The organism is Gilliamella sp. LMG 34359, from assembly GCF_984569085.1.
This window is the reverse complement of record NZ_OZ474906.1, coordinates 672,703-697,354: the sequence shown is the minus strand read 5'-3', so window position 1 is coordinate 697,354 and position 24,652 is coordinate 672,703. Positions and strand designations below refer to the sequence as shown.

Here is a 24,652-nt window from a genome sequence, read left to right as displayed (position 1 = left end):
TGATCCTAAATCAGCGGAATCCTCTTATTTATTAATAATGGATAAAATAACAGAACTGGTTATCAATAATGAGCATTAAAATCATCCCACAAGAAGAACTAGAACAACAACAAACCTCGGTGATTAGACAGATACCTTTAATCTTTTATCCTTCACCTCAAACCCTTTATATTCGTCGCGCTGAACGTTTAAAAACCTTAGCGCAAAACAGCGCGATAAGTGATTATTTAAATTTTTGCGCGAATATAGCTGAGCAACAAGCTAAGCTAAGCAAAAAATCGATTGATGTTACTCCATCTGTTAATCGTGATTTTCCACCATTAAGTTTGCCAAATTTACCTTTAAATACGCTCTGGCAAGAGTATTTATCAGCGTTATTAGATGCATTTGCAAACACCACCCAACAAATTCAATCGGTCATTAAGCAATTAAAATTAAACGATGCTAATCAGCTACAAGATAAGGCACTTAACTTGCTTAATGGTAAATTTACATTGGTTGACGGTAATGAATCGCTATTTATTTGGTCAGCCTTATCGGTTTACTATTGCCAACTGGCTAAGCAAATTAAAGGAAAAGCCATCGCCGATAACAGTGACCAAAGCTGGTTATGTCCAGTATGTAATAGTTTACCTGTTGCCAGTGTTATTCAGCTAGGCGGTAACAACGGATTAAGATATCTCCATTGTAGCTTATGTGAAAGTGAATGGTATGTGCCACGAATAAAGTGTACTTGTTGTGATAATATGCAAGATATCCAATATTTCTCTTTAGATAAAGAGTTAGCTGCAATTAAAAACGAATGTTGTGATGCTTGCCATAGTTATTTGAAAATTTTAGATCAAGATAAAGATCCTCACATCGAAGTCATCGCTGATGATATCGCCTCATTAATATTAGATATCAAAACCGAAGAAGAAGGATATGCTAAAAGTGGCGTAAACCCCTTTATCTTTGCCCAGTAACAAAATAATGGAATTAAAAAAATATTACTTAACATTTTCAGATATTAAGACTAGAATGATATCACTGTACTAGTTTATGAGTTCTTTATAATGAAACGCTCTCTAATTTTAATAATGATGTTAGTAATGGCACCATTTCTCTGTTTGGCTGATTCGATAAAAAATGTTGCGATAACCGCAATTGTTGAACATCCTTCATTAGACCAAATCCGTGATGGGGTAAAAGATGAATTAACCGCCAGTGGCTTTAAATTAAACGAAGATTTAAATGTCCAATATCGAAGTGCTCAAGGTAGTAGCGCAACCGCCGCACAAATCGCCAGGCAGTTTGTTGCCGCCAAACCAGATGTCATCGTTGCGATTGCCACCCCAAGTGCTCAAGCAACAGTTGCCGCTACAAAGCAAATCCCGGTGGTATTTGCAGGAATCACTGATCCAGTAGCCGCAAAATTAATCAAAAATTGGCAGCCCTCGCATACTAATGTGACTGGCGTTTCCGATTATCAAGAAATAGGCCCGCAAATTGAATTTATGAAGAAAGTTGTGCCTAATGTAAAATCTGTCGGTTATATCTATAGTCCCAGTGAAATTAACTCTACCATCGTGTTAAAAAATCTACAAAATGAACTTAACCTGCAAAATATTTCATTGGTGGCGGTACCAGCCCAACGTACGGCGGATATCTCAACCGCAGCCAATACCTTGAAAGGAAAAGTTGATCTTATTTACACCACCACAGACAACAATGTCGTTTCGGCATATGAATCATTAGTTAAATTTGCCAATGAAAATAAAATTCCACTTTTAGCGTCGTTTCCTGATGCTATTGAACGTGGAGCTGTTGCGGCTTATGGCATGAGCTATTATGATGTTGGTCGTCAATCTGGCAAGCTAGTAGTGCGAGTTTTAAATGGTGAAGAGCCAGGTAATATTAAACCAGAAATTGGACAAGCATTGCGTCTCGTCGTCAATACCGATGCAGCTAAAAAGCAAGGAATTGTTTTATCACCAGAGGTGATTAAGTCTGCCTATAAAGTTGTTGGTCAACCATAAAATCCTATCTTCAAATAAATGCAATCCTTTACGCTTTTTAATGGGTAAAGGATGTGCAAGCCCTTATTTTTCGCAAGCAAAAATATTTTTAATTTATCATTGGTAAAACGGCGTTATTAACAAGAGTTTTCAATAAAATGTAATATAATATTTACACTTATACTTTCTTTTAAATATAGAAAATTATCTGTTTTTGCTTTATAGTGAATAAAAATTTAGATTGGTTGTAAAATAAATATTACAGGAGTACCAAATGCGAAATTCAATCATCAAACTTTTCATGTTACTTAGTTTGTCAGCAGTAACATTTTATTCATCAGCAGATGATAAATCTGAGCAAAAATATGTCGCAATCACCTCTATTGTAGAGCATCCTGCACTCGACAATGTTCGCAAAGGTGTTGAAGATGAATTAAAAGACAATGGCTATATTTCAGGTCAAAACTTAAAATTGCAATTTGCTAGTGCCCAAGGTAGTAGTGCTAATGCAGCACAAATCGCTAAGCAATTTGTTGCCAATAAACCTGATGTTATCGTTGGAATTGCCACACCAAGTACCCAAGCTTTAGTGGCGACAACCAAATCAATTCCTATCGTGTTTACCGCAGTTACCGATCCGGTTGCGGCTAAATTGACACCAAGTTGGGATGCGTCTAAAACCAATGTAACCGGTGTGTCAGATGCCTTATCATTAGAACCACAAATCGATATGATGTTAAAAATTAAACCTGATGCCAAAAATATTGGTTACGTTTATAGTCCGAGCGAAGTAAATTCAACAATTGTCCTTAAAGAATTACAAATTGCACTTGAAAAACGTGGCATGAAAATTATTGCTGCTCCAGCTCAACGCACATCAGATATCTCAACCGCTGCAATAAGTTTGAAAGGAAAAGTTGATTTGATCTACACAACCACCGATAATAACGTGGTTTCAGCTTATGAAGCGTTAGCAAAAGTTGCCAATGAAAACAAAATTCCTCTTGTTGCATCAAATCCAGAGTCAGCTGAACGAGGTGCTATTGCAGCTTTGGGAATGAGTTATTATGATCTTGGTCATCAAGCTGGTAAAATTGTTATTCGAATTCTTAACGGTGAAAAACCAGGTGATATTCCACCACAAATAGGTAATATCACACAATTAATAATTAATAAAAAAGCTGCTGAGCGTCAAGGTATCACTCTATCTGAAGAGGTATTAAAATCAGCGGCAAAAATTATTGAAAAATAATTTATTAAACCGTTTTTTAATAACTAAACCGCCAATTTTGGCGGTTACTTTTTAGTGGATTTTTTCATGTCATTTGAATTTTTATTAGGCTCAGTTGGAATAGGACTTATTTACGCATTAGTTAGCTTAGGTGTGTTTATATCATTTCGGTTACTCGATTTCCCCGATCTCACTGCTGATGCGAGCTTCCCGCTTGGTGGAGCAATATGCGGCTTATGTATGTATGTTGGTATTGACCCATGGATTGCAACCTTTTTAGGTATGTTCGCCGGATGTATTGCTGGTGCAATGACAGGGCTACTATATGTTAAACTTAACATATTACAACTACTGTCAAGTATTATCGTGATGATAGGTCTCTATTCAATTAATCTAAGAATTTTAGGTTTAGGCCCTTATCTTATGGATGAAACCCCGAGAATGGCTGGTTCGCCGAATCTATCTTTACTCGATGCCAGAACGATTTTCTCTCCATTTATTAATGAAGATTATAGTAATCAATACTTAGTGCAACCACTTATGGTTTTAGCTTTTGTTGTGGTATTTTGGTTACTGTTAAATCTATTTTTAAATACGCAAATCGGATTGGCACTAAGAGCAACGGGTACTAATCAACGCATGGCAAAATCCCAAGGAATTCCCACTGGTGCTATCACTATTTTAGGCATGGCCATCTCAAATGGCTTAATCGCACTTGGCGGTTCTTTATTTGTGCAAACACAAGGTGGAGCCGACATTACTATTGGTGTAGGTACTATCGTTATCGGTCTGGCGTCAATCATTATTGGTGAAAGTATATTTCCAACCAAACGCATCTGGGCGGTGATGATGGCTGTTATTTTCGGCGCAATCTTATATCGTTTATTTATCGCCTTTGCGCTTAGCAATGAATATTTACAAGAGATCGGTGTGGGTACAGAAGATCTAAATCTTATTACCGCAATATTGGTGGTTTTAGCTTTAGTCTTACCAAAACAACTGAAAAAATACTCAAAAAGAAGAGGGAAGTAAGCATGATTAAAGTTGGACAATTACAATTGACGTTTAACCGAGGAACGCCAATTGAAAATCATGTATTACGAGGTTTAAATCTCTATATCAAAAAAGGTGAGTTTGTTACTATAATCGGTAGTAACGGTGCAGGCAAGAGCTCGTTACTTAATGTTATTAGTGGTGACCTGATTGCCGATTCGGGTCATGTGATTATCAACAATAAAAATGTAACACGTTGGCCAGCATGGAAAAGAGCCGGTATGGTTGCTCGAGTATTCCAAGATCCTATGGTAGGAACCTGTGAAAACCTGACCATTGAGGAAAACTTAGCGATTGCTTACAATCGAGGAAATAATTTTACTTTACGACCCGCTTTAAATCGCAAACTGCGTGTTCTATTTAAAGAAAAACTCGCAACCCTAAATTTAGGCTTGGAAAATAGGCTAGCAGATATGATGGGCTTACTATCAGGTGGACAAAGACAGGCAGTAAGCCTTTTAATGTCAACGTTACAACCATCAAAGATCTTATTGCTCGATGAACACACTGCAGCTCTCGATCCCAAAACAGCGCAATTCGTTTTGGATTTAACTAATGAAATTGTGTTAAAAAATAAGTTAACCACTATGATGGTTACCCATTCAATGAAACAAGCATTAGAGTATGGTACACGAACAGTGATGCTTCACCAAGGGCAAGTGGTACTTGATGTATCCGGAGAACAGCGAGATAAATTAACCGTTACCGATCTCTTAGAGATGTTTGAAAAAACGCGTGGGGAAAAAGTTACAGACGATGCCTTACTTTTAGGTTAGTATGTAAATTAGAAAGCAATATTTATTTAATAAATATAGTTTTTTATACCCATTTATTAATTGTGAAAAGCTGATAACTATTTATTTAAATGGATGCTAGGGATTAATTAACATAATCCCCAATTAATTTTACCTCGTATGGCTTAATAATGTTATAAGTATTTCAAAATAATCTATCCATATTGGATAGGCTACACTAATTAGTACAACTTTTTTAAGGGATAAGATAAACTACCCAAAAAAAGGAAAATACCATGAAAATAAAACGACGAGAAAGACGAACCTATACAGATGATTTTAAACAGCAGATGGTAACGCTCTATCAACAAGGTAAAACCCGCAGTGAATTAGTTTTACAGTATGAGTTAACGCCATCAGCATTAGATAGATGGATAACACAATACTCCACAACGGGTTCATTCAAAACTAAAGATAATCGAAGTACTGAAGATAATGAGTTACTCGCTCTGCGCAAAGAGAATAAACGATTATTGATGGAAAACGATATCCTAAAGCAAGCCGCACTGATAATGGCACGAAAATCGCAGTGATACAATCAAATCGACATCGCCATTCATTGAGTTGGTTGTGTCGATGTTTAGGTATATCAAGGCATTACTTTTATTATCAGTGCAAAACGCGGCTTGAGAAAAAAGTTTTAAAGTATGCACAAGAGATTCAATCTATTTTTAATCGTAGCGATCAATCTTATGGTACGCGAAGGATACGAAAAGCCTTGTCAAATCAAGGTATAATCGTATCGCGTCGTTATGTGGCTAAAGTCATGAAAACATTATCATTGAAATCAAAATATACCGCTAAACGGTAAATAAAAAGCCAGCTACTCCAGAAGAAAAATCTTTTGTTGCAGTTTGTAAAGGGGAAAAGGAACCTACGACTGATTATGAAAAAACATGGTTAAAATACCTTTCTAAAATCAACAAACAAAACCGTTCTAAAGGTGTTAATTCAGTTGCAATTGCCAACGTATTACAGCGAAATTTTACTGTAGGTGTAAAAGCAAATGTTATTGTCGCTGATGACAACGTTTTTCTGCTTATGCATATTGGTACAACAACAACCGACTGCATTCATCATTAGGTTACTTGACGCCGATGGCATTTAATAAACAGTTACCCCTTAATTTTGTTGTATGAAAAAGTGTAGACATTCCATTTTGTTATGATAGAAGAAGGTTGCTTTTGGGTATGTCCCCAAAAGTATAAATATTTAAATCGTTTACCGCTGCTATATTGTTTGCGTAATTCCAATAAATCCATATAAATTCCTTATCATCACTAATGAATATGTTATAGGTATTTTCTTCGAATACCAATATAGTTTTAGTAAAAAACAGATTTTAGTTTTCAATAGAAAAAACTGCATGCCATTAATATATAATATATTTAAAATAATTAGGCCTACCAGAAATACTTAAGGCTATGATGTTGTGTAAAAGAAAGATAACGTTGATTGTTATGATTAAGGTTTTGTGTAAAAATTATGTAACTTTATACATAAAATAGTATTCTTCATTCCAAAATGCAAAAAACTCTGTAAATACCCCAAACCTAGAACAAGATTCAAGTAGAAAATCATGCTGCTTGTTTTAGTGTTTTATACTCAATCGGTGTCATGTTATTTAATGCCTCATGCGGTCTTTCGGTATTATAAATCGTTAACCATTCTTCGGTTATTCTCCTTGCTTGTGCTAAGTTGTTAAAAAGATATAAATCGAGTACTTCAGTACGATAGGTACGATTAAATCGTTCAATATAGCCATTTTGATAAGGACTACCGGGCTGGATATAATCAATGGCTATATCATGGGATTTAGCCCAGTTTATAAAGGTTTTTCCTGTAAATTCTGGCCCATTATCGACTCGTATTTTTAATCGATACCCATGATATTCAGCCAATTTATCTAAGTAACGGGTAACTCTCCCTGCTGGTAAGCTTACAGCAATATCAATGCCTAGCGCCTCACGATTAAAGTCATCGATGACATTGAATGTCCTAAAGTGACGTTGATTACAACTACTGTCACTCATAAAATCCATTGACCAACATTCACCTTGTTTATTGGCTGCTGATAGCCTTTCTGGGGTTCGTGGAGGAATGCGTTTTTTACGCTTTACCCTGAGATTAAGCTTTAATTCACAATACACCCGATATACTCGTTTATGATTCCATTTATAGCCGAGCTTTCTGATACGATTAAAGCATTTAGGAAAGCCCCAGCGTAAATGCCGGTCTGTGATAGCATTCAACACCGAAACAATCACCGAATCATCCAGTAACTTAGGTTGATAATAGTAAGCACAACGGCTTAAGCCAACAATGGCACAACTCATAGCAATAGTAATAGAATGATTTTGTTGTAGTTGCTGTGCCCACGTTTTACGTGCTTTTGTGGGCACTAAAGCTTTTTTATAATTTCTTCCTGAAGCTGGGATTTTAAGCTCAGTTCGGCAAACATCTGCTTAAGCTTACGGTTTTCAGCCTCAAGCTCCTTTAAGCGTTTGATATCCGAAGTTTCCATTCCGCCATATTTTTCCCGCCATTTATAGAAAGTTGAATTACCCATGCCATATTTACGACAGAGCTCTTTGACAGGAATACCCGCTTCAGCTTCTTTTAAAATAGCTACTATTTGATGTTCAGTCATTTTTTTCATAATTAAATCCCCTTTACTTTTATCATAGAGAATTTTCTACTTTTTTGCTGTACTATTTTAGGGGATAGTTACAACTCAGCATTCCTGATAAGCTCTTTCTTACAACTATATTTCTGAACAAAGATATGCTAATAAAAATACCGTAATCGCTATTTATTTTATCACTCTCGCAAAGTCGGCTATTAATAGTTCATCAAATATTGAATTACCACTCCGCTCGTCAATCCAAAAATATGTGAATGCTATACAACTAAGCTATACAACTAATAGATTGCAATTCTCGGTGCTCTATATAGCGAAAAGATCGAATTAATAGATCTGAATAATAGATTGTTTATAAATATGTTTTTATTAATTTTAGAATGCAAAAAAGCCCAACATTGCTGCTGGGCTCGTGTATTTAAAAGTCTGGCGGCACCCTACTCTCACATGGGTAATACCCACACTACCATCGGCACTACGGCGTTTCACTTCTGAGTTCGGCATGGGTTCAGGTGGGACCACCGCGCTATTACCGCCAGACATATTCTGTCTTCTCTTCTTCCAATTGCTGCGCATTATCTCATATTCACAACAATCCCTCAATCCGGAACAAACTGTTTGATTATCTCATAATCAATCTTTATCTTCGCGTACCCAAAACAACTCCGAGTTGTAAGGTTAAGACTCTCGGTTCATTAGTATCAGTTAGCTCAATGTATCACTACACTTACACACCTGACCTATCTACGTCTTAGTCTCAAACGGACCTTACTGATTCTCATCAGGGAAAACTCATCTCGAGGCTAGTTTCGTACTTAGATGCTTTCAGCACTTATCTATTCCGCACGTAGCTACCGGGCAATGCAATTGGCATCACAACCCGAACACCAGCGGTGCGTTCACTTCGGTCCTCTCGTACTAGAAGCAAACCCTCTCAATTTTCCTACGCCCATGGCAGATAGGGACCGAACTGTCTCACGACGTTCTAAACCCAGCTCGCGTACCACTTTAAACGGCGAACAGCCGTACCCTTGGGACCTACTTCAGCCCCAGGATGTGATGAGCCGACATCGAGGTGCCAAACACCGCCGTCGATATGAACTCTTGGGCGGTATCAGCCTGTTATCCCCGGAGTACCTTTTATCCGTTGAGCGATGGCCCTTCCATTCAGAACCACCGGATCACTATGACCTACTTTCGTACCTGCTCGAGCCGTCACTCTCGCAGTCAAGCTAGCTTTTGCCATTGCACTAACCTCCTGATGTCCGACCAGGATTAGCTAACCTTCGTGCTCCTCCGTTACTCTTTGGGAGGAGACCGCCCCAGTCAAACTACCCACCAGACAGTGTCCCTTACCTCGATTCAGAAGTATAGGTTAGAACATCAAACATTAAAGGGTGGTATTTCAAGGGCGACTCCATGCATACTGGCGTACACACTTCTTAGTCTCCCACCTATCCTACACATTAAGGCTCAATGTTCACTGTCAAGCTATAGTAAAGGTTCACGGGGTCTTTCCGTCTTGCCACGGGTACACCGCATCTTCACGGCAAGTTCAATTTCACTGAGTCTCGGGTGGAGACAGCCTGGCCATCATTACGCCATTCGTGCAGGTCGGAACTTACCCGACAAGGAATTTCGCTACCTTAGGACCGTTATAGTTACGGCCGCCGTTTACTGGGGCTTCGATCAAGAGCTTCTGCTTGCGCATAACCCCATCAATTAACCTTCCAGCACCGGGCAGGCGTCACACCGTATACGTCCACTTTCGTGTTTGCACAGTGCTGTGTTTTTATTAAACAGTTGCAGCCAGCTGGTATCTTCGACTGATTTCACCTCCATCCGCACGGGACTTCAATTACCATCAGCGTGCCTTCTCCCGAAGTTACGGCACCATTTTGCCTAGTTCCTTCACCCGAGTTCTCTCAAGCGCCTTAGTATTCTCTACCTGACCACCTGTGTCGGTTTCGGGTACGATTAACTATAACCTGAAGCTTAGAGGATTTTCCTGGAAGCAGGGCATCAATTACTTCAGCACCTTAGTGCCTCGTCGTCACGCCTCAGAGTCTTAGTGACCGGATTTGCCTAATCACACCCCTACACGTTTAACCCACCATCCAATAGGTGGTAAACCTAGCCTTCTTCGTCCCCCCATCGCAGTTATAGCCAGTACGGGAATATTAACCCGTTTCCCATCAGATACGCCCTTCGGCCTCTCCTTAGGGGTCGACTCACCCTGCCCCGATTAACGTTGGACAGGAACCCTTGGTCTTCCGGCGAGCGGGCTTTTCACCCGCTTTATCGTTACTTATGTCAGCATTCGCACTTCTGATACCTCCAGCACACCTCACAATGCACCTTCAACGGCTTACAGAACGCTCCCCTACCCAACACACTTTCGTGCGCTGCCGCAGCTTCGGTGCATAGTTTTAGCCCCGTTACATCTTCCGCGCAGGCCGACTCGACTAGTGAGCTATTACGCTTTCTTTAAATGATGGCTGCTTCTAAGCCAACATCCTAGCTGTCTAAGCCTTCCCACTTCGTTTCCCACTTAACTATGACTTGGGGACCTTAGCTGGCGGTCTGGGTTGTTTCCCTCTTCACGACGAACGTTAGCACCCGCCGTGTGTCTCCCATGATTAAACTTGTCAGTATTCGGAGTTTGCATCGGGTTGGTAAGCCGGGATGGCCCCCTAGCCGAAACAGTGCTCTACCCCCAACAGTTACTCATGAGGCGCTACCTAAATAGCTTTCGGGGAGAACCAGCTATCTCCCGGTTTGATTGGCCTTTCACCCCCAGCCACAGGTCATCCGCTAATTTTTCAACATTAGTCGGTTCGGTCCTCCAGTTAGTGTTAACCAACCTTCAACCTGCCCATGGCTAGATCACCGGGTTTCGGGTCTATACCCTGCAACTTAACGCACAGTTAATACTCGGTTTCCCTTCGGCTCCCCTATTCGGTTAACCTTGCTACAGAATATAAGTCGCTGACCCATTATACAAAAGGTACGCAGTCACTATTACCTAATGGTAACAGCTCCCACTGATTGTACGTACACGGTTTCAGGGTCTATTTCACTCCCCTCCCGGGGTTCTTTTCGCCTTTCCCTCACGGTACTGGTTCACTATCGGTCAATCAGGAGTATTTAGCCTTGGAGGATGGTCCCCCCATCTTCAGACAGGATATCACGTGTCCCGCCCTACTCTATAAGCTTCCACATAATGTATCTTCGTGTACGGGACTTTCACCCTCTATCGTGCGACTTTCCAGACGCTTCCACTAACACAATATGCTACCCGCTTGGGCTCCTCCCCTTTCGCTCGCCGCTACTTAGGGAATCTCGGTTGATTTCTTTTCCTCGGGGTACTTAGATGTTTCAGTTCTCCCGGTTCGCCTCATCTGACTATGTATTCATCAGATGATAGTGCAGTCGCCTGCACTGGGTTTCCCCATTCGGACATCAACGGTTATAGCGCCTTTTATCGACTTACCGTTGCTTTTCGCAGATTAACACGTCCTTCATCGCCTCTGATTGCCTAGGCATCCACCGTGTACGCTTAATTTCTTAACCTTACAACTCACAGTTGTCTTGGTTTTAATTACGCTTTCTTCTCTTTCTTATCTCAAACTAATATATTTTCATATATCAATTTGCCATAAAAACGAGAACTCGTTTCTTTCAGCTTGTTCCTAATTGTTAAAGAGCTTTATCTTTCTATTCATTCGAATATCAAATAAATACAAACATAATTTTTTTTGAAAAATAGCTTCATCACATTTTATGGCGTCCCCTAGGGGATTCGAACCCCTGTTACCGCCGTGAAAGGGCGATGTCCTAGGCCTCTAGACGAAGGGGACTTAACTATTTTTCGATAAACAAACAATCTGTGTGAACACTTACGAGCTCTTCGTAAGGAGGTGATCCAACCGCAGGTTCCCCTACGGTTACCTTGTTACGACTTCACCCCAGTCATGGACCACACCGTGGTAAACGCCCTCCTTGCGGTTAAGCTATCTACTTCTGGTGCAACCCACTCCCATGGTGTGACGGGCGGTGTGTACAAGGCCCGGGAACGTATTCACCGTGACATTCTGATTCACGATTACTAGCGATTCCGACTTCATGGAGTCGAGTTGCAGACTCCAATCCGGACTTAGACGTACTTTGTGAGGTCCGCTTGCTCTCGCGAGGTCGCCTCCCTTTGTATACGCCATTGTAGCACGTGTGTAGCCCTGGTCGTAAGGGCCATGATGACTTGACGTCGTCCCCACCTTCCTCCGCTTTATCAACGGCAGTCTCCTTTGAGTTCCCGACCAAATCGCTGGCAACAAAGGATAAGGGTTGCGCTCGTTGCGGGACTTAACCCAACATTTCACAACACGAGCTGACGACAGCCATGCAGCACCTGTCTCACAGTTCCCGAAGGCACTCTCGCATCTCTGCAAGATTCTGTGGATGTCAAGACCAGGTAAGGTTCTTCGCGTTGCATCGAATTAAACCACATGCTCCACCGCTTGTGCGGGCCCCCGTCAATTCATTTGAGTTTTAACCTTGCGGCCGTACTCCCCAGGCGGTCGATTTATCGCGTTAGCTTCGGAGCCCATCACTCAGGGCAACAAACTCCAAATCGACATCGTTTACAGCGTGGACTACCAGGGTATCTAATCCTGTTTGCTCCCCACGCTTTCGCATCTCAGCGTCAGTATCTGTCCAGAAGGCCGCCTTCGCCACCGGTATTCCTCCACATCTCTACGCATTTCACCGCTACACGTGGAATTCTACCTTCCTCTACAATACTCTAGTTAACCAGTTTTAAGTGCAATTCCTAGGTTGAGCCCAGGGCTTTCACACCTAACTTAATTATCCGCCTACATGCCCTTTACGCCCAGTCATTCCGATTAACGCTCGCACCCTCCGTATTACCGCGGCTGCTGGCACGGAGTTAGCCGGTGCTTCTTCTGTAATTAACGTCAATTGATGCACCTATTAGATACACCACCTTCCTCATTACCGAAAGTACTTTACAACCCGAAGGCCTTCTTCATACACGCGGCATGGCTGCATCAGGGTTTCCCCCATTGTGCAATATTCCCCACTGCTGCCTCCCGTAGGAGTCTGGACCGTGTCTCAGTTCCAGTGTGGCTGGTCATCCTCTCAGACCAGCTAGAGATCGTCGCCTTGGTAAGCCTTTACCCTACCAACTAGCTAATCCCATATGGGTTCATCAAATGGCGCATGGCCCGAAGGTCCCATGCTTTGGTTTCTCAACATCATGCGGTATTAGCAGTCGTTTCCAACTGTTGTCCCCCTCCATTCGGCAGATCCCCATACTTTACTCACCCGTCCGCCACTCGTCATCAAGTGCAAGCACTCATGTTACCGTTCGACTTGCATGTGTTAAGCCTGCCGCCAGCGTTCAATCTGAGCCATGATCAAACTCTTCAATTTAAAGTTTGATGCTCAATAACTGTCTCTGACATATTCAAATGAATCTTCAGTGTCACTTATCAAGACTTAATTTTTTTAGTCCGTAGACTTTTAATTTTTCGTCTCGTAAGTGCCCACACAGATTGTCTGTTTCTTCTTTTTAAAGAGCTGACAGCTTATTAATTAACTTCACAATTTCTTGTTTTAGTTTGCTGTCTCAAGGGCTGCGTATACTACGCTACACTTTTTCATTCGTCAAGATCTTTTTTTAAAATTTTTGACCTTGCTCACTAACACTAGTTTTGTCTGCTTATCGCTGACGCCGTGTCAGTGGATGCGCATTATAGGGCGTTAAAAAAAACGTGCAAGTGATTATTGCAACATTTCTTACTGTTTGTCTTTTTTTTACGCAGAATGAGCTAAAAACAACCTAAAATTGACATTTTGTAGTAATTTTTGCTTTGGAACATTTAATCTGTTGGTAATATTTTCTACTATATAAAGTGATCAAATCCGGTAATTTCAGCAAAATTTACTCAATACTTTTTACTTTTGCACATCCAAATATAATCTTACCTTTTTATAAACAACCCTATTTATTCTTAATAACGGTCTTCATTATTGCTAACATGTCCCCAATTTTTGAATATTTTATTAGAATGGCAGTCGAAAGCGATGTGAGTCATCATATAATTGGTATACTTTTATTTGGATTTGCTATTAACTCTCTTTATTGCTTTTCTCTTATACTCCATTATTCGCGATCGCTTAATTAACAATTTGCCAAACTTCTTTTATAAAAGATTTGCTACTTATATTGTTTTTAATTGGCGTCAATACTTTTATTGACACTGATTAGTGGTTTTGACTTCCACTTTTATCGGTATTGTTTCTTATATATATTGGGATAGATTTATCCTGATATCGGGTTATTTAGTTAATTTATCTGGTTTTCTAAAAATGATATTCAGTAGGCTCAATGCTGATTCCAATCTATCAGCTACGACAACATAGTAGAACAACATAGTAGCACATTGATTAGTCTGACTATTATAGTGATACTTATTTTACGGTTACCGATAATTATCCCCAAAATATCAAATCAGTGTGCAATACTGGCGTTTTGTAATAATTATTACTGCCACTATTTTTGCCATTTTCGGATATTGTTTTTACTTAAATCAAATAGACAACATAGTTATCATTTTAATTAGTGCAGCATTTTTAGGTTTAATGTTTACACCACTTATAATCAAAAAAACAACAGCGTTTAAAATAAACGCTGTTGTTTTGTTATGCTTCTGCTTTAATCTTTTGCGGTAAATCCGCTAAACTATCAATTAACCAATCAGCTTGAGCTAAAGCTTCTTCGGTTATTACATCACCGGTTTTAACTAATACGGTTTTTTTGACCCCTGCTCGTTTACCGGATAATAAATCAGAAACTCGGTCACCAACCATATAGGAATTTGCAATATCAATATTTAACTCTTTAGCGGCGGTTTGGATCATGCCTGGACTTGGTTTACGACATTCACAATCATCAACTAACGGATCATGTGGACAATAATAAATACCATCTAAATCTACACCACGGTCTTGTAGTGACCAATCCATCCATTCAGTTAACGTATTGAATTGTTCATCAGTAAATATATTTCTGGCAATACCTGATTGGTTAGTGGTGATAACAAGTAAAAAACCCATCTTTTTGAGCTCTTGCATCGCTTCAATAACACCATCAATAAAGTGAAACTTATCAATCGTGTGCACATAATTATAATCTATATTAATGGTACCATCTCGATCTAAAAATATAGCTGGTTTCATATTTAATTATCTTCCTTTTATAGGCGTATCTATCTTACTTTATATAGGATATTATTGATTGACTTAGATGTCTAGACGTCTTAATATTTAACTATTCATATTTTTTAGTTTATATCATGATAAAACTCGAACACATCTCAAAAACTTTTGAGCACAATAACACCACGATTCATGCTTTAAAGGACATCTCATTATATGTTCCTAAAGGTAAAATTTATGGTGTTATCGGCAAGTCAGGGGCTGGTAAAAGTACATTAATACGCTGTGTAAACCTGTTAGAAAATCCAACCAGTGGAAAAATATTTTTTGATAACCAAGAGATCACTCATCTCTCTAATCGAAAATTGATTGAAGTGCGTCGCAAGATCAGCATGATCTTTCAGCATTTTAATTTATTATCGTCAAGAACGGTATTTGATAACATCGCTTTTCCACTTGAATTAAATAAAACCCCTAAAGCGGTAATTAAACAAAAGGTAAAAGCGCTTATTGAGCTGGTTGGTTTAAGTGATAAGGCTGATGTCTACCCAGCTAATTTATCTGGCGGACAAAAACAGCGTGTTGCCATTGCCAGAGCGTTAGCCAGTGATCCGAAAGTATTATTATGTGATGAAGCCACTAGCGCACTTGATCCGGAAACAACACGCTCTATTTTGGCATTATTAAAAGATATCAATCAAAAATTGGGGTTAACCATTTTATTAATCACGCATGAAATGGATGTGGTTAAACAGATATGTGACCAAGTGGCAGTAATTAGTAACGGCGAATTAGTTGAGCAATCTTCAGTCGGTGAAATGTTTTCACATGCAAAAACCGATATTGCAAGACAATTTATTCAATCAACCTTACACCTTACTATTCCTGATGACTATTTGGTAAGACTTACACCCGAACATAAAGAAGGCCTCAATCCATTGGTTCGTTTGGAATTTTCCGGCGTATCGGTTGATTTACCTTTATTGTCGCAAATAGCAAAAGAATTCCAAGTTGATAGTAATATTATTAGTGCTCAGATGGATTATGCCGGTGGTGTTAAGTTTGGTTTAATGTTAACAGAAATGAAAGGAACACAGAAAAGTACAGCAGCTGCAATTACGTTTTTAGAAAATAACAATACCAAGGTTGAGGTTTTAGGCTATGTTTGATTTTATTCCTTCATTTAAACCATTTGAATCACTATTTCGCTATTTAGCTCAACATGGCTTCTGGGCAGATTTTGTTGCTTTTTGTTCTTCATTTAATGGATTTAACGAAGCAATGCTATTTAAAATGGCTCAAGCGACGGATGAAACTATTTATATGGTCATCTTATCTGGTTTTTGGGGTACTGTAATCGGACTACCCATCGGTATATTGCTTTATACTACCCGAAAAGGGCAAATATTAGATTCTTATATAGCAAATAGTCTTATTTCATTTATAACCAATGTTTTCCGTTCTATACCTTTTATTATATTAATTGTATGGATTATTCCTTTTACAACAATTTTAATGGGAACATTTATAGGTAAACAAGCGGCTATTGTTCCACTAAGTATAGGTGTTTCGCCATTGATTGCTCGAATGATTGAAAATGCTTTACTTGATGTACCCAAAGGATTAATTGAAGCCTCTCGTTCTATGGGCGCGACACCATTACAAATAGTCTATAAAGTTTTATTGCCTGAAGCATTACCGGTGATTGTAAATAGTATGACCATTACACTCATTACATTAACAGGCTATATTGCTATGGCCGGAGCTGTCGGAGCTGGAGGATTAGGTCAACTTGCTATTCAATATGGTTATAACGGTTATAAACCTGCTATAATGAATACCGTTTTGATTATCTTAATTATGATTGTCTTTATAATACAATTTATTGGCAATAATATTGTTAAACGCGTTACCCATCATTAATTTTGGAGAAAATTTATGTCTATAAAAAAATTGGCACTGATCACTACATTGGCAAGTGCATTTTTCCTAACTGGTTGTGATAATAACAAAACGACTGTAGCTGAGAATAAACCTGAAGAGCCCGCGAAAGTAACTACGCTTAAAGTTGGTGTAATTTCAGGTCCAGAACAAGAAGTGGCAGAGGTTGTTAAACAACAAGCTAAAGATCTCTATAATCTTGATGTTGAACTTGTCATTTTTAATGATTATGTTACGCCAAACCAAGCATTAAATGATGGATTAATTGATGTCAACGCTTTTCAACATAAACCTTATCTAGATGAACAAATCAAAGAAAGAGGCTATAAATTATCTGTTGTTGGTAACTCATTTGTTTATCCAATTGCCAGTTATTCACACAAGTTAAAACCAATTGATGAGAGCAGTGAAACAGGCGAAGGGGTAAAAGTGACTTCACCTCGTGGCGAAACATTCTTTATTCCTGCTAAATCAACAATTGCTATCCCTAATGATCCTACCAATTTAGGTCGAGCATTACTTTTATTACAACATGAAGGTTTAATTACTGTTGATAAAGAGAAAGGCTTATTACCAACTGTACTTGATATTACTAGTAACCCATATGAGTATAAAATTGTAGAACTTGAAGCACCAATGCTTCCTCGTTCACTTGATGATGCACAGATCGATCTTGCCATTATTAATAATGCATTTGCTGGACAAGCAAATTTAACACCAAGTAAAGACGGTATTTTTGTTGAAGATAAAGAGTCTCCATATGTTAACATCATCGTATCGCGTGAAGCTGATAAAGATAATGAAAACGTGAAAAACTTTGTTAAAGCTTACCAAACTGATGCCGTAGCACAAAAAGCTGACCAAATTTTTAATGGTGGCGCCATTCGTGGTTGGTAATACAATACTAACAAACTAAAATTTACCCCATTCCGTCGACACTGGTCGACGGAAACCCTTAAAATAATTAACTAATGAATCAATAATGACATATCAATTTGAACCAATTGCTGTCATCCGCTCACCTTACCGAGAAAAATTTGCTGTGCCACGACAAGCCAATTTGGTCAAGGCTGCCCAAGGTGAATTGCATTTACTTGCACCCTATAACGATCCACTTAGTGTCAAAGGGTTAGAACAGTTTTCTCACTTATGGCTTCTGTTTCATTTCCATCATATTGACCCCAGCAAAAAGCGATTAACGGTACGTCCGCCACGTTTAGGTGGAAATAAAAGTTTAGGCGTATTTGCGACAAGATCCCCATTTAGACCTAATAATATTGGTCTTTCAGTTGTCGAATTGCTTGATATCGTTATTAAAAAAAATCAGGTGATTTTGACCGTAAGCGGATTAGATCTGGTAGATGGCACCCCAATAATTGATATAAAACCCTACTTACCTTACTGTGACAGCCTTCCTGATGCAAAAGCGGGCTACGCGCAAATGATTCCTGAACAGAAGCTTAAGGTTTCATTCTCAACCGAAGCTAGCTTATTTTTGCAATCCCAACAACAAGACTATCCACAACTAACCGAACTTATTGAACAAGTCATATCTCAAGATCCTAGGCCAGCCTATAAACAAAAAAATAGCCATGAACAAACCTATGCTATCTCATTATATGATTTTAATATTAAATGGAAGGTAGCCGGTTGCTTAGCTAGCATTGAAGAGATACAAATTGTTAGTCGCTAAAATTTATTTATTTAAATAATAAAATTTGACAATAATCTGTTTTTTCATTAGATTTTTTATTTGTAAAGAAAATTTACAAAATAGCTACGCGAAACCGATAATTTTAGTTGGTAAAAAATTATGATTCTGTTAAATTGGATGTGGGTTTAATTCCCTATATTTCACTTAGCCACTAAAGTTTTAATAGTTTTAGTGGCATTTTTATTTAGCTCAATGATAATTAAGATGTCTCTTATTTCGCAATTGTGCAATATCTATCGCATCAAACAGATAATGTTTGCCACAATAATCACAATGAATATCGATCTTGCCACCCTCTTCATTTAAGATCTCATCAATTTCGCTGGCCGGTAACGTCATTAAACTATCTTCACAACGTTGTCGTGAACAGCCACATTTAAAGATAATTTGATGCGTTTCAAACAGACGAACTTCTTCTTGATTATAAAGACGATACAAAATTTCATCCGTAGGGAGTTGAAATAACTCATCGCCGGTGATAGTTTCGGTTAAAGCACTTAAGTGCTCAAATGAGGCTTGAATATTCTCATTTGCCGGTAATACTTGTAATAAAATACCTGCTGCCATAGGTTTGTTATTATGAACCCCTGTTTTGACAAATAAACGGGTAGGCAGTTGTTCAGATTGCATAAAGTAATTTTCTATACAACCAATTAAAGTGTCTTTTTCAAGACCAACAATACCTTGATAACGCTCGCCTTTTTTAGGTGTTATGGTAATAACAATATAACCGTTGCCAACCATCTGTTTAAGTGTGGCATCATCGGCAATTTCACCATTTACACGCGCGACTCCACGTAATTCTTGTTGGTTATTACCATTGACAACCGCTAACGTCAATGGACCATCGCCTTGTAACTGTACAGCAATATCACCATCAAATTTCAACGTCGCGGTTAATAAACTAGTTGCGACTAATAATTCACCTAATAAGTTCTGAACCGCAATAGGATAATTATGGTTTTCTAAAATAGATTGGTATGTTTTTTCAAGTCGGGTAATTTCTCCGCGAACGGGATGATTATCAAATAAAAACCGATTTAAGGTATCCATATTAATTGCCTTGTTGTCTATCATATTTAAATTTAATTAGTGTACGCCGCTCTTTTTTATCAGGACGTCGATCCGGATGCGGCATGGTTAGTGCATTAAGTTTTCGTGCCTGAGCAATATTTTCACGCTTGGTGATACTTTCTAGAGTCTCTTGATAAAGGTATTCCGCCTCTCTTGCCGTTCGACGCTGATCACTAATGGCTAAAACGCGAATTGTCTTTTGTTCATTGCCTTGTCGCAGTGTTATCATTGCGCCAACTTCAACAATCTTGCTTGGCTTTGCTCGCTGACCATTATAATGGACTTTCCCTCCATCAATCATATCACGAGCAATAGAACGCGTTTTATAAAACCTTGCAGCCCATAACCATTTATCTAATCTTACTAGATACATTGTTTCCTCATTTAAAACTTAATACATTTTATAACTGATATAAGGATAGATTTATTAAAATCAATGTAATGAATGAATAGATTAATCATCGTCATTAGTCAACAAAGTTCTTAATAACCTAAATGGTACAATTTTAACATGTAAATCAGTATGACAATTTACCAATTGGAAAAAAATTAGATTAATTTTGCATTGATTAACGCATCAAGTTATTTTTCAAGATTCAATTAAACCATCTTTGGCATAAAATGGCAGCAATTGGCGATTATTGTCTGCTTGATAACCCAAATGGTTTAATGGTGTCACGCTTTTCTACTAGTCATGGGCTATTCGGTCTGTCATTAAATGAAATTTAATTAGTGAGTGATAAAAATGCTATCCATAGACCAAAAACAGAGTGGAGAATTGACTGCCATCAAGTTAATCATCCAAAATAGTAATTTGATTAACTTGATGAAGCTAGCATAAATTTAACTATCAAAGCCAATAATCAATTGAGCTGCATTAATCACGACTTGTTTATCCGTGATTAGCCATCAATTATCAATTCATAACATATCAAATTAACCAACGGATGATTTATTTTGCCAATTGAAATAAAATACAACTTAGTTTTGATAATTGCGACTTACTATTTTGATAGCCTAACTGATTTGTAAAGCAAAATAGCTGATAGCAGTTAACAACCAAAAAATCGAAATGGACAAGATTAAACAACGATGTTAGTCGCTTCATAAATAAGCGATATAGTGATAGATGATGGGTGTGAATTGTTATTACCCTCTGATTTTGAATAAAAGCACTCTTCATTTTGATATAAATAATTTGTTGTTAAGCCAATTTTAACGTTAATATATAATCAAAACTAATTGTGACATCAGAATAACAAACTCTCTAAATTATTCCTCATTCGTTGACTAGAGTGAACATGTGTTATTCTTTTTTATTGACTATATAAATAGGAAAAAATCGAGATGAAACAGATCCCAATGACGGTGAAGGGAGCCGAATTATTACGTGCAGAACTTGAAGAACTTAAAAATGTCAAAAGACCTCAAATTACTGCCGCCATTGCTGAAGCTAGAGCTCACGGCGATTTAAAAGAAAACGCCGAATACCACGCAGCCAGAGAACAACAAGGTTTTTGTGAAGGTCGTATTCAAGAAATTGAAGGCAAATTATCTCAAGCACAAATTATTGATATTACCAAAGTCAAAAATACCGGACGCATTATCTTTGGCGCAACCGTAACCGTAATCAATATCGATACCGATGAAGAAACAACTTATCGCATTGTTGGTGATGATGAAGCGGATTATAAGCAAAATTTAATTTCGGTTAATTCACCTATCGCTCGTGGACTTATTGGTAAGGAAGATGGTGATACCGTGCAAATTAAAACGCCAGGCGGTGATGTTGAATTTGATATTGTTAAAGTTGAATATATCTAATATAACTCATGACTAAAACAGGGCAATTGCCCTGTTTTATTTTGGTAAAGTGATTTTTTTCTCGTCACTCGGTCTAAATATGGTAAAAATAGATCCGACTTGTTGAACGGCTAACGCTTTTGTTTCACGAATGATAGCTTCACAAATTAGCTTTTTGGTCTCCCGATCTTCAGCAGATATTTTAACTTTAATTAATTCATGGAAATTTAAGGCATTTTCAATTTCAGCTAAAACGCCTTCGGTAAATCCATTAGCCCCAATCATCACTATCGGTTTTAAATGATGAGCTTCACTTTTTAAATACTGTTTTTGTTTATTTGATAAATTCATTAATTTTTTATCACATTAAGTTGTAATTTTGCTATTCTACCCTTATATATAATTGTAATCAATTGAAGTGACCTCAATACATTAAGGATTTATTCGCTGTGAGTAACAAAAAACGCTCAGCAAGCTCTACTCGTTGGCTAAATGAACATTTTAAAGATCGTTTTGTGCAACAAGCACAGAAAAAAGGCCTACGTTCTCGAGCATGGTTTAAATTAGAAGAAATACAAAAAAGTGACAAACTATTCAAACCGGGGATTACTGTGGTCGATCTCGGGGCAGCACCGGGCGGATGGTCACAATATGTTGCATCACTCATTGGCAATAAAGGACGAATTATTGCTTGTGACCTATTACCAATGGATCCCATTGTTGGCGTAGATTTCTTGCAAGGTGATTTTCGGGATGAAGCCGTATTAAATGCCTTACTTGAACGCGTTGGCGAAGAAAAAGTACAAGTCGTCATGTCTGACATGGCTCCCAATATGAGTGGGCAACCTGCCGTTGACATACCAAGAGCAATGTATTTAGTTGAACTTGCATTGGATATGTGTAAAGACGTTCTTGCACCTAATGGGAGTTTTATCGTCAAAGTATTTCAAGGCGAAGGCTTTGAAGAGTATCTAAAAACAGTAAGATCACTGTTTAAAACGGTCAAAATTCGCAAGCCTGAAGCTTCACGAGCAAGGTCTCGAGAAGTATATATAGTCGCAATGGGGATGAAGTAGCCAGCCGGACAATTTTGTAGTACCATACTTGGTTAATTTTAGTCGTAACTATTAATTTTATGAGAGGTTTTTCTTTTGAACGACATGGTAAAGAATTTACTGATCTGGGGTGTTATCGCGGTTGTATTGATTGCTGTATTTAACCAATTCAGCACGCTATCCAATAGCGGACCTCAAGTCGATTATACCAAATTTAATTCGGATGTAACGAGCGGTAAGCTTAAAGAAGTGCATATTAACGGCCGCGAAATTGTTGCCACAACGAAAGGTAATGGTAATTATGTTACTTACATACCTTATCTAGATGAAAAGCTAGTTGATAATTTGGTGCTTAATGATATAGCTGTATATGGTAGCCCAGATGAAAAACCAAGCTTATTAGTTAGCATTCTAATTTCTTGGTTCCCGATTATCTTACTACTTGGTTTTTGGTTCTTTGTCATGCGCCAAATGCAAGGTGGTGGTAAAGGTGGTCCAATGTCGGTGGGCAAAAGTAAAGCCAAAATGCTAACTCCAGACCAAGTTAAGACTAAATTTACCGATGTAGCCGGCAGTGAAGAAGCGAAACAAGAAGTTACCGAAGTTGTCGATTTTTTACGTGATCCAGGCAAATACCAAAAATTAGGTGGTCGTATTCCAAAAGGAATTTTAATGGTAGGGCCTCCAGGTACTGGTAAAACATTACTAGCTAAAGCTATTGCCGGTGAAGCCAATGTACCTTTCTTTAGCATTTCAGGTTCTGACTTTGTTGAAATGTTTGTTGGTGTAGGTGCCTCTCGTGTCCGTGACCTATTCGAACAAGCTCGTAAACATTCACCATGTATCATCTTTATTGATGAGATTGATGCCGTTGGCCGTAAACGTGGGGCAGGCTCAATGGGTGGTCATGACGAACGAGAACAGACCCTTAACCAAATGTTAGTGGAAATGGATGGTTTTGAAGCTAATAGTGGTATTATCATTATTGCCGCAACCAACCGTGTGGATATTTTAGATCCAGCCCTACTTCGCCCTGGTCGTTTTGACCGCCAAGTTCAAATTGGCTTACCTGATATGAAAGGCCGTGAACAAATTTTAGCTGTTCATGTGCGCAAAGTGCCACTTGGTACTGATGTCAACCTATCCGTTCTTGCTCGTGGTACACCGGGCTATTCTGGTGCTGAGCTGGCAAACTTAGTGAATGAAGCCGCACTATTTGCCGCACGTCGTAATAAGCGTGTTGTCACAATGGACGAATTTGAAGAAGCCAAAGATAAGATCAACATGGGTACAGAGCGACGTTCGCTAACCATGACTCAAGAACAACTTATTTCAACTGCTTATCATGAAGCTGGGCATGCAATTGTTGGTTATTTGATGCCAGATCACGATCCAATCCATAAAGTCACTATCATCCCACGTGGCCGAGCATTAGGGGTTACCTTCTTCTTACCTGAGGGTGATCGTGTTAGTGAAAGCCGTGAAAAATTAGAAGGGGATATTGCCACACTATATGGTGGACGTCTTGCCGAAGAGCTTATTTATGGTGTTGATAAAATATCGACTGGTGCATCCAACGATATCAAAGTTGCCACCCAATATGCCAGAGCGATGGTCACGCAATGGGGGTTTTCAGATCGCTTAGGTCCACTATTTTATGAGATGGATGATAATGCCTCTTATGGTCGACCGAAAGATATTTCTGATGAAACTGCCCGAATCATTGATGAAGAAGTGAAAAAAATTATCGATCGTAACTTTGAACGTGCACGCAAAATCTTAACTGACAATATGGACGTACTTCATGCCATGAAAGATGCATTAATGAAATACGAAACCATCGGCGCCAAACAAGTTGCTGATTTAATTGCTCGTAGACCAATTAGCGCACCAGATGATTGGACAGAAAGTGATGAACAAGCAGCCAAAGAGATTCCAAATGAGGGAACTGAGATACCACCTCAAGCAGAAGATTAATGATGACTAAATCTTAAACGCGCTACGGCGCGTTTTTTATCATCAAAAATCAATTAATTTACAAAAGAAGATCAAACAGCAACGGCAATACGTCATCATCTCAATAGCGTACTTAGCAAGAACAATATAGATA

20 protein-coding genes, 1 tRNA gene, 3 rRNA genes and 2 pseudogenes are annotated in these 24,652 nt (G+C 38.6%); 17 read left to right on the top strand and 9 right to left on the bottom strand.

What is annotated here, in order from left to right; translation table 11 throughout:
* The first annotated feature begins 68 nt into the window (after nucleotides 1–68).
* From fdhE to AC5LXV_RS03275, 9 genes and pseudogenes are all read left to right on the top strand, one after another.
* The gene (gene fdhE, locus AC5LXV_RS03315; RefSeq protein ID WP_493467369.1) at nucleotides 69–965 is read left to right on the top strand and encodes a formate dehydrogenase accessory protein FdhE; all 897 of its coding nucleotides are present in this window, start codon (nucleotides 69–71) and stop codon (nucleotides 963–965) included.
* 90 nt (nucleotides 966–1,055) lie between these two features.
* Complete coding sequence (locus AC5LXV_RS03310) at nucleotides 1,056–2,018, top strand: ABC transporter substrate-binding protein (RefSeq protein ID WP_493467368.1); 963 nt, start codon at nucleotides 1,056–1,058, stop codon at nucleotides 2,016–2,018.
* Between the two features lie 235 nt (nucleotides 2,019–2,253).
* Nucleotides 2,254–3,249, top strand: coding sequence for an ABC transporter substrate-binding protein (locus AC5LXV_RS03305; protein WP_493467964.1), 996 nt, complete (start codon nucleotides 2,254–2,256; stop codon nucleotides 3,247–3,249).
* Between the two features lie 66 nt (nucleotides 3,250–3,315).
* Entirely contained in the window at nucleotides 3,316–4,260 is a 945-nt protein-coding gene (locus tag AC5LXV_RS03300) for an ABC transporter permease (RefSeq protein WP_110424361.1), read from the top strand.
* Nucleotides 4,261–4,262: 2 nt separating this feature from the next.
* Nucleotides 4,263–5,057, top strand: coding sequence for an ABC transporter ATP-binding protein (locus AC5LXV_RS03295; protein ID WP_110434601.1), 795 nt, complete (start codon nucleotides 4,263–4,265; stop codon nucleotides 5,055–5,057).
* Nucleotides 5,058–5,311: 254 nt separating this feature from the next.
* On the top strand, nucleotides 5,312–5,608 hold the full coding sequence (locus tag AC5LXV_RS03290) for a transposase (protein WP_303803345.1): 297 nt from the start codon (nucleotides 5,312–5,314) through the stop codon (nucleotides 5,606–5,608).
* A complete protein-coding gene (locus AC5LXV_RS03285; protein WP_493467367.1) occupies nucleotides 5,605–5,886 on the top strand; it encodes an IS3 family transposase in 282 nt (93 codons plus the stop codon). The genes AC5LXV_RS03290 and AC5LXV_RS03285 overlap by 4 nt, the downstream gene beginning before the upstream one ends.
* An 11-nt stretch (nucleotides 5,887–5,897) precedes the next feature.
* Nucleotides 5,898–6,158, top strand: a pseudogene (maoP, locus tag AC5LXV_RS03280) (DUF413 domain-containing protein); the annotation flags it as partial.
* Nucleotides 6,116–6,214 (top strand): annotated as a pseudogene (locus AC5LXV_RS03275) (IS3 family transposase); the annotation flags it as partial. The pseudogenes maoP and AC5LXV_RS03275, both read left to right, overlap by 43 nt.
* Before the next feature lie 438 nt (nucleotides 6,215–6,652).
* On the opposite strand, the gene AC5LXV_RS03270 reads toward AC5LXV_RS03275, so the two are convergent.
* From AC5LXV_RS03270 to AC5LXV_RS03250, 5 genes are all read right to left on the bottom strand, one after another.
* A protein-coding gene (locus AC5LXV_RS03270; protein ID WP_493467366.1) for an IS3 family transposase occupies nucleotides 6,653–7,734 on the bottom strand; the annotation gives its coding sequence in 2 pieces (ribosomal slippage) (nucleotides 6,653–7,494 and nucleotides 7,494–7,734; 1,083 coding nt in all).
* Nucleotides 7,735–8,140: 406 nt separating this feature from the next.
* Nucleotides 8,141–8,256: ribosomal RNA gene (gene rrf / locus AC5LXV_RS03265) — 5S ribosomal RNA — on the bottom strand.
* 134 nt (nucleotides 8,257–8,390) lie between these two features.
* Nucleotides 8,391–11,289 (bottom strand): 23S ribosomal RNA (locus AC5LXV_RS03260).
* Nucleotides 11,290–11,500: 211 nt separating this feature from the next.
* Nucleotides 11,501–11,576, bottom strand: a tRNA-Glu gene (locus tag AC5LXV_RS03255).
* Between the two features lie 53 nt (nucleotides 11,577–11,629).
* Nucleotides 11,630–13,167 (bottom strand): 16S ribosomal RNA (locus tag AC5LXV_RS03250).
* The 16S, 23S and 5S rRNA genes sit together here with 1 tRNA gene alongside, the layout of an rRNA operon.
* Nucleotides 13,168–13,649: 482 nt before the next feature.
* On the opposite strand from AC5LXV_RS03250, the gene AC5LXV_RS03245 reads away from it, so the two are divergent.
* Entirely contained in the window at nucleotides 13,650–13,922 is a 273-nt protein-coding gene (locus tag AC5LXV_RS03245; RefSeq protein WP_493467365.1) for a DUF4184 family protein, read from the top strand.
* A gap of 517 nt (nucleotides 13,923–14,439) precedes the next feature.
* Here AC5LXV_RS03245 and gmhB read toward each other — a convergent pair.
* The gene (gmhB, locus tag AC5LXV_RS03240) at nucleotides 14,440–14,976 is read right to left on the bottom strand and encodes a D-glycero-beta-D-manno-heptose 1,7-bisphosphate 7-phosphatase (protein WP_034884786.1); all 537 of its coding nucleotides are present in this window, start codon (nucleotides 14,974–14,976) and stop codon (nucleotides 14,440–14,442) included.
* Nucleotides 14,977–15,092: 116 nt separating this feature from the next.
* On the opposite strand from gmhB, the gene metN reads away from it, so the two are divergent.
* The 4 genes from metN (at nucleotide 15,093) to tsaA (ending at nucleotide 18,589) form a co-directional block, all read left to right on the top strand.
* Nucleotides 15,093–16,124, top strand: coding sequence for a methionine ABC transporter ATP-binding protein MetN (metN, locus tag AC5LXV_RS03235; protein ID WP_493467364.1), 1,032 nt, complete (start codon nucleotides 15,093–15,095; stop codon nucleotides 16,122–16,124).
* A 112-nt stretch (nucleotides 16,125–16,236) separates the two neighbouring features.
* Nucleotides 16,237–16,878: a methionine ABC transporter permease gene (locus AC5LXV_RS03230; protein WP_110424390.1), complete on the top strand. Its 642-nt coding sequence runs from the start codon at nucleotides 16,237–16,239 to the stop codon at nucleotides 16,876–16,878.
* A gap of 15 nt (nucleotides 16,879–16,893) precedes the next feature.
* Complete coding sequence (metQ, locus tag AC5LXV_RS03225; protein WP_493467363.1) at nucleotides 16,894–17,793, top strand: methionine ABC transporter substrate-binding lipoprotein MetQ; 900 nt, start codon at nucleotides 16,894–16,896, stop codon at nucleotides 17,791–17,793.
* A gap of 82 nt (nucleotides 17,794–17,875) precedes the next feature.
* Nucleotides 17,876–18,589: a tRNA (N6-threonylcarbamoyladenosine(37)-N6)-methyltransferase TrmO gene (gene tsaA, locus AC5LXV_RS03220; RefSeq protein WP_110434607.1), complete on the top strand. Its 714-nt coding sequence runs from the start codon at nucleotides 17,876–17,878 to the stop codon at nucleotides 18,587–18,589.
* A 210-nt stretch (nucleotides 18,590–18,799) separates the two neighbouring features.
* On the opposite strand, the gene hslO is transcribed toward tsaA, so the two are convergent.
* Together hslO and hslR are read right to left on the bottom strand one after the other, a co-directional pair.
* Nucleotides 18,800–19,687, bottom strand: a complete 888-nt coding sequence (gene hslO / locus AC5LXV_RS03215; RefSeq protein WP_493467362.1) for an Hsp33 family molecular chaperone HslO — start codon at nucleotides 19,685–19,687, stop codon at nucleotides 18,800–18,802.
* Nucleotides 19,665–20,057: a ribosome-associated heat shock protein Hsp15 gene (gene hslR, locus AC5LXV_RS03210; protein ID WP_110434609.1), complete on the bottom strand. Its 393-nt coding sequence runs from the start codon at nucleotides 20,055–20,057 to the stop codon at nucleotides 19,665–19,667. The genes hslO and hslR overlap by 23 nt, the downstream gene beginning before the upstream one ends.
* A 974-nt stretch (nucleotides 20,058–21,031) precedes the next feature.
* Here hslR and greA point away from each other — a divergent pair.
* Nucleotides 21,032–21,508, top strand: coding sequence for a transcription elongation factor GreA (gene greA / locus AC5LXV_RS03205; RefSeq protein ID WP_110424373.1), 477 nt, complete (start codon nucleotides 21,032–21,034; stop codon nucleotides 21,506–21,508).
* A gap of 36 nt (nucleotides 21,509–21,544) precedes the next feature.
* On the opposite strand, the gene yhbY is transcribed toward greA, so the two are convergent.
* Nucleotides 21,545–21,838, bottom strand: a complete 294-nt coding sequence (gene yhbY, locus AC5LXV_RS03200) for a ribosome assembly RNA-binding protein YhbY (protein ID WP_110424374.1) — start codon at nucleotides 21,836–21,838, stop codon at nucleotides 21,545–21,547.
* A 98-nt stretch (nucleotides 21,839–21,936) separates the two neighbouring features.
* Here yhbY and rlmE point away from each other — a divergent pair, with 98 nt between their 5' ends.
* Together rlmE and ftsH are read left to right on the top strand one after the other, a co-directional pair.
* Nucleotides 21,937–22,563: a 23S rRNA (uridine(2552)-2'-O)-methyltransferase RlmE gene (gene rlmE / locus AC5LXV_RS03195; RefSeq protein WP_110424375.1), complete on the top strand. Its 627-nt coding sequence runs from the start codon at nucleotides 21,937–21,939 to the stop codon at nucleotides 22,561–22,563.
* A 75-nt stretch (nucleotides 22,564–22,638) separates the two neighbouring features.
* Nucleotides 22,639–24,519, top strand: a complete 1,881-nt coding sequence (gene ftsH / locus AC5LXV_RS03190) for an ATP-dependent zinc metalloprotease FtsH (RefSeq protein WP_110434610.1) — start codon at nucleotides 22,639–22,641, stop codon at nucleotides 24,517–24,519.
* The last annotated feature ends 133 nt before the right edge of the window (nucleotides 24,520–24,652 follow it).

Coding starts and splice junctions, on each gene's coding strand:
- fdhE (WP_493467369.1), top strand. CDS start 69: ATGAGCATTAAAATCATCCCACAAGAAGAACTAGAACAACAACAAACC.
- AC5LXV_RS03310 (WP_493467368.1), top strand. CDS start 1,056: ATGAAACGCTCTCTAATTTTAATAATGATGTTAGTAATGGCACCATTT.
- AC5LXV_RS03300 (WP_110424361.1), top strand. CDS start 3,316: ATGTCATTTGAATTTTTATTAGGCTCAGTTGGAATAGGACTTATTTAC.
- AC5LXV_RS03295 (WP_110434601.1), top strand. CDS start 4,263: ATGATTAAAGTTGGACAATTACAATTGACGTTTAACCGAGGAACGCCA.
- AC5LXV_RS03290 (WP_303803345.1), top strand. CDS start 5,312: ATGAAAATAAAACGACGAGAAAGACGAACCTATACAGATGATTTTAAA.
- gmhB (WP_034884786.1), bottom strand. CDS start 14,976: ATGAAACCAGCTATATTTTTAGATCGAGATGGTACCATTAATATAGAT.
- metN (WP_493467364.1), top strand. CDS start 15,093: ATGATAAAACTCGAACACATCTCAAAAACTTTTGAGCACAATAACACC.
- AC5LXV_RS03230 (WP_110424390.1), top strand. CDS start 16,237: ATGCTATTTAAAATGGCTCAAGCGACGGATGAAACTATTTATATGGTC.
- metQ (WP_493467363.1), top strand. CDS start 16,894: ATGTCTATAAAAAAATTGGCACTGATCACTACATTGGCAAGTGCATTT.
- hslO (WP_493467362.1), bottom strand. CDS start 19,687: ATGATAGACAACAAGGCAATTAATATGGATACCTTAAATCGGTTTTTA.
- hslR (WP_110434609.1), bottom strand. CDS start 20,057: ATGTATCTAGTAAGATTAGATAAATGGTTATGGGCTGCAAGGTTTTAT.
- greA (WP_110424373.1), top strand. CDS start 21,032: ATGAAACAGATCCCAATGACGGTGAAGGGAGCCGAATTATTACGTGCA.
- yhbY (WP_110424374.1), bottom strand. CDS start 21,838: ATGAATTTATCAAATAAACAAAAACAGTATTTAAAAAGTGAAGCTCAT.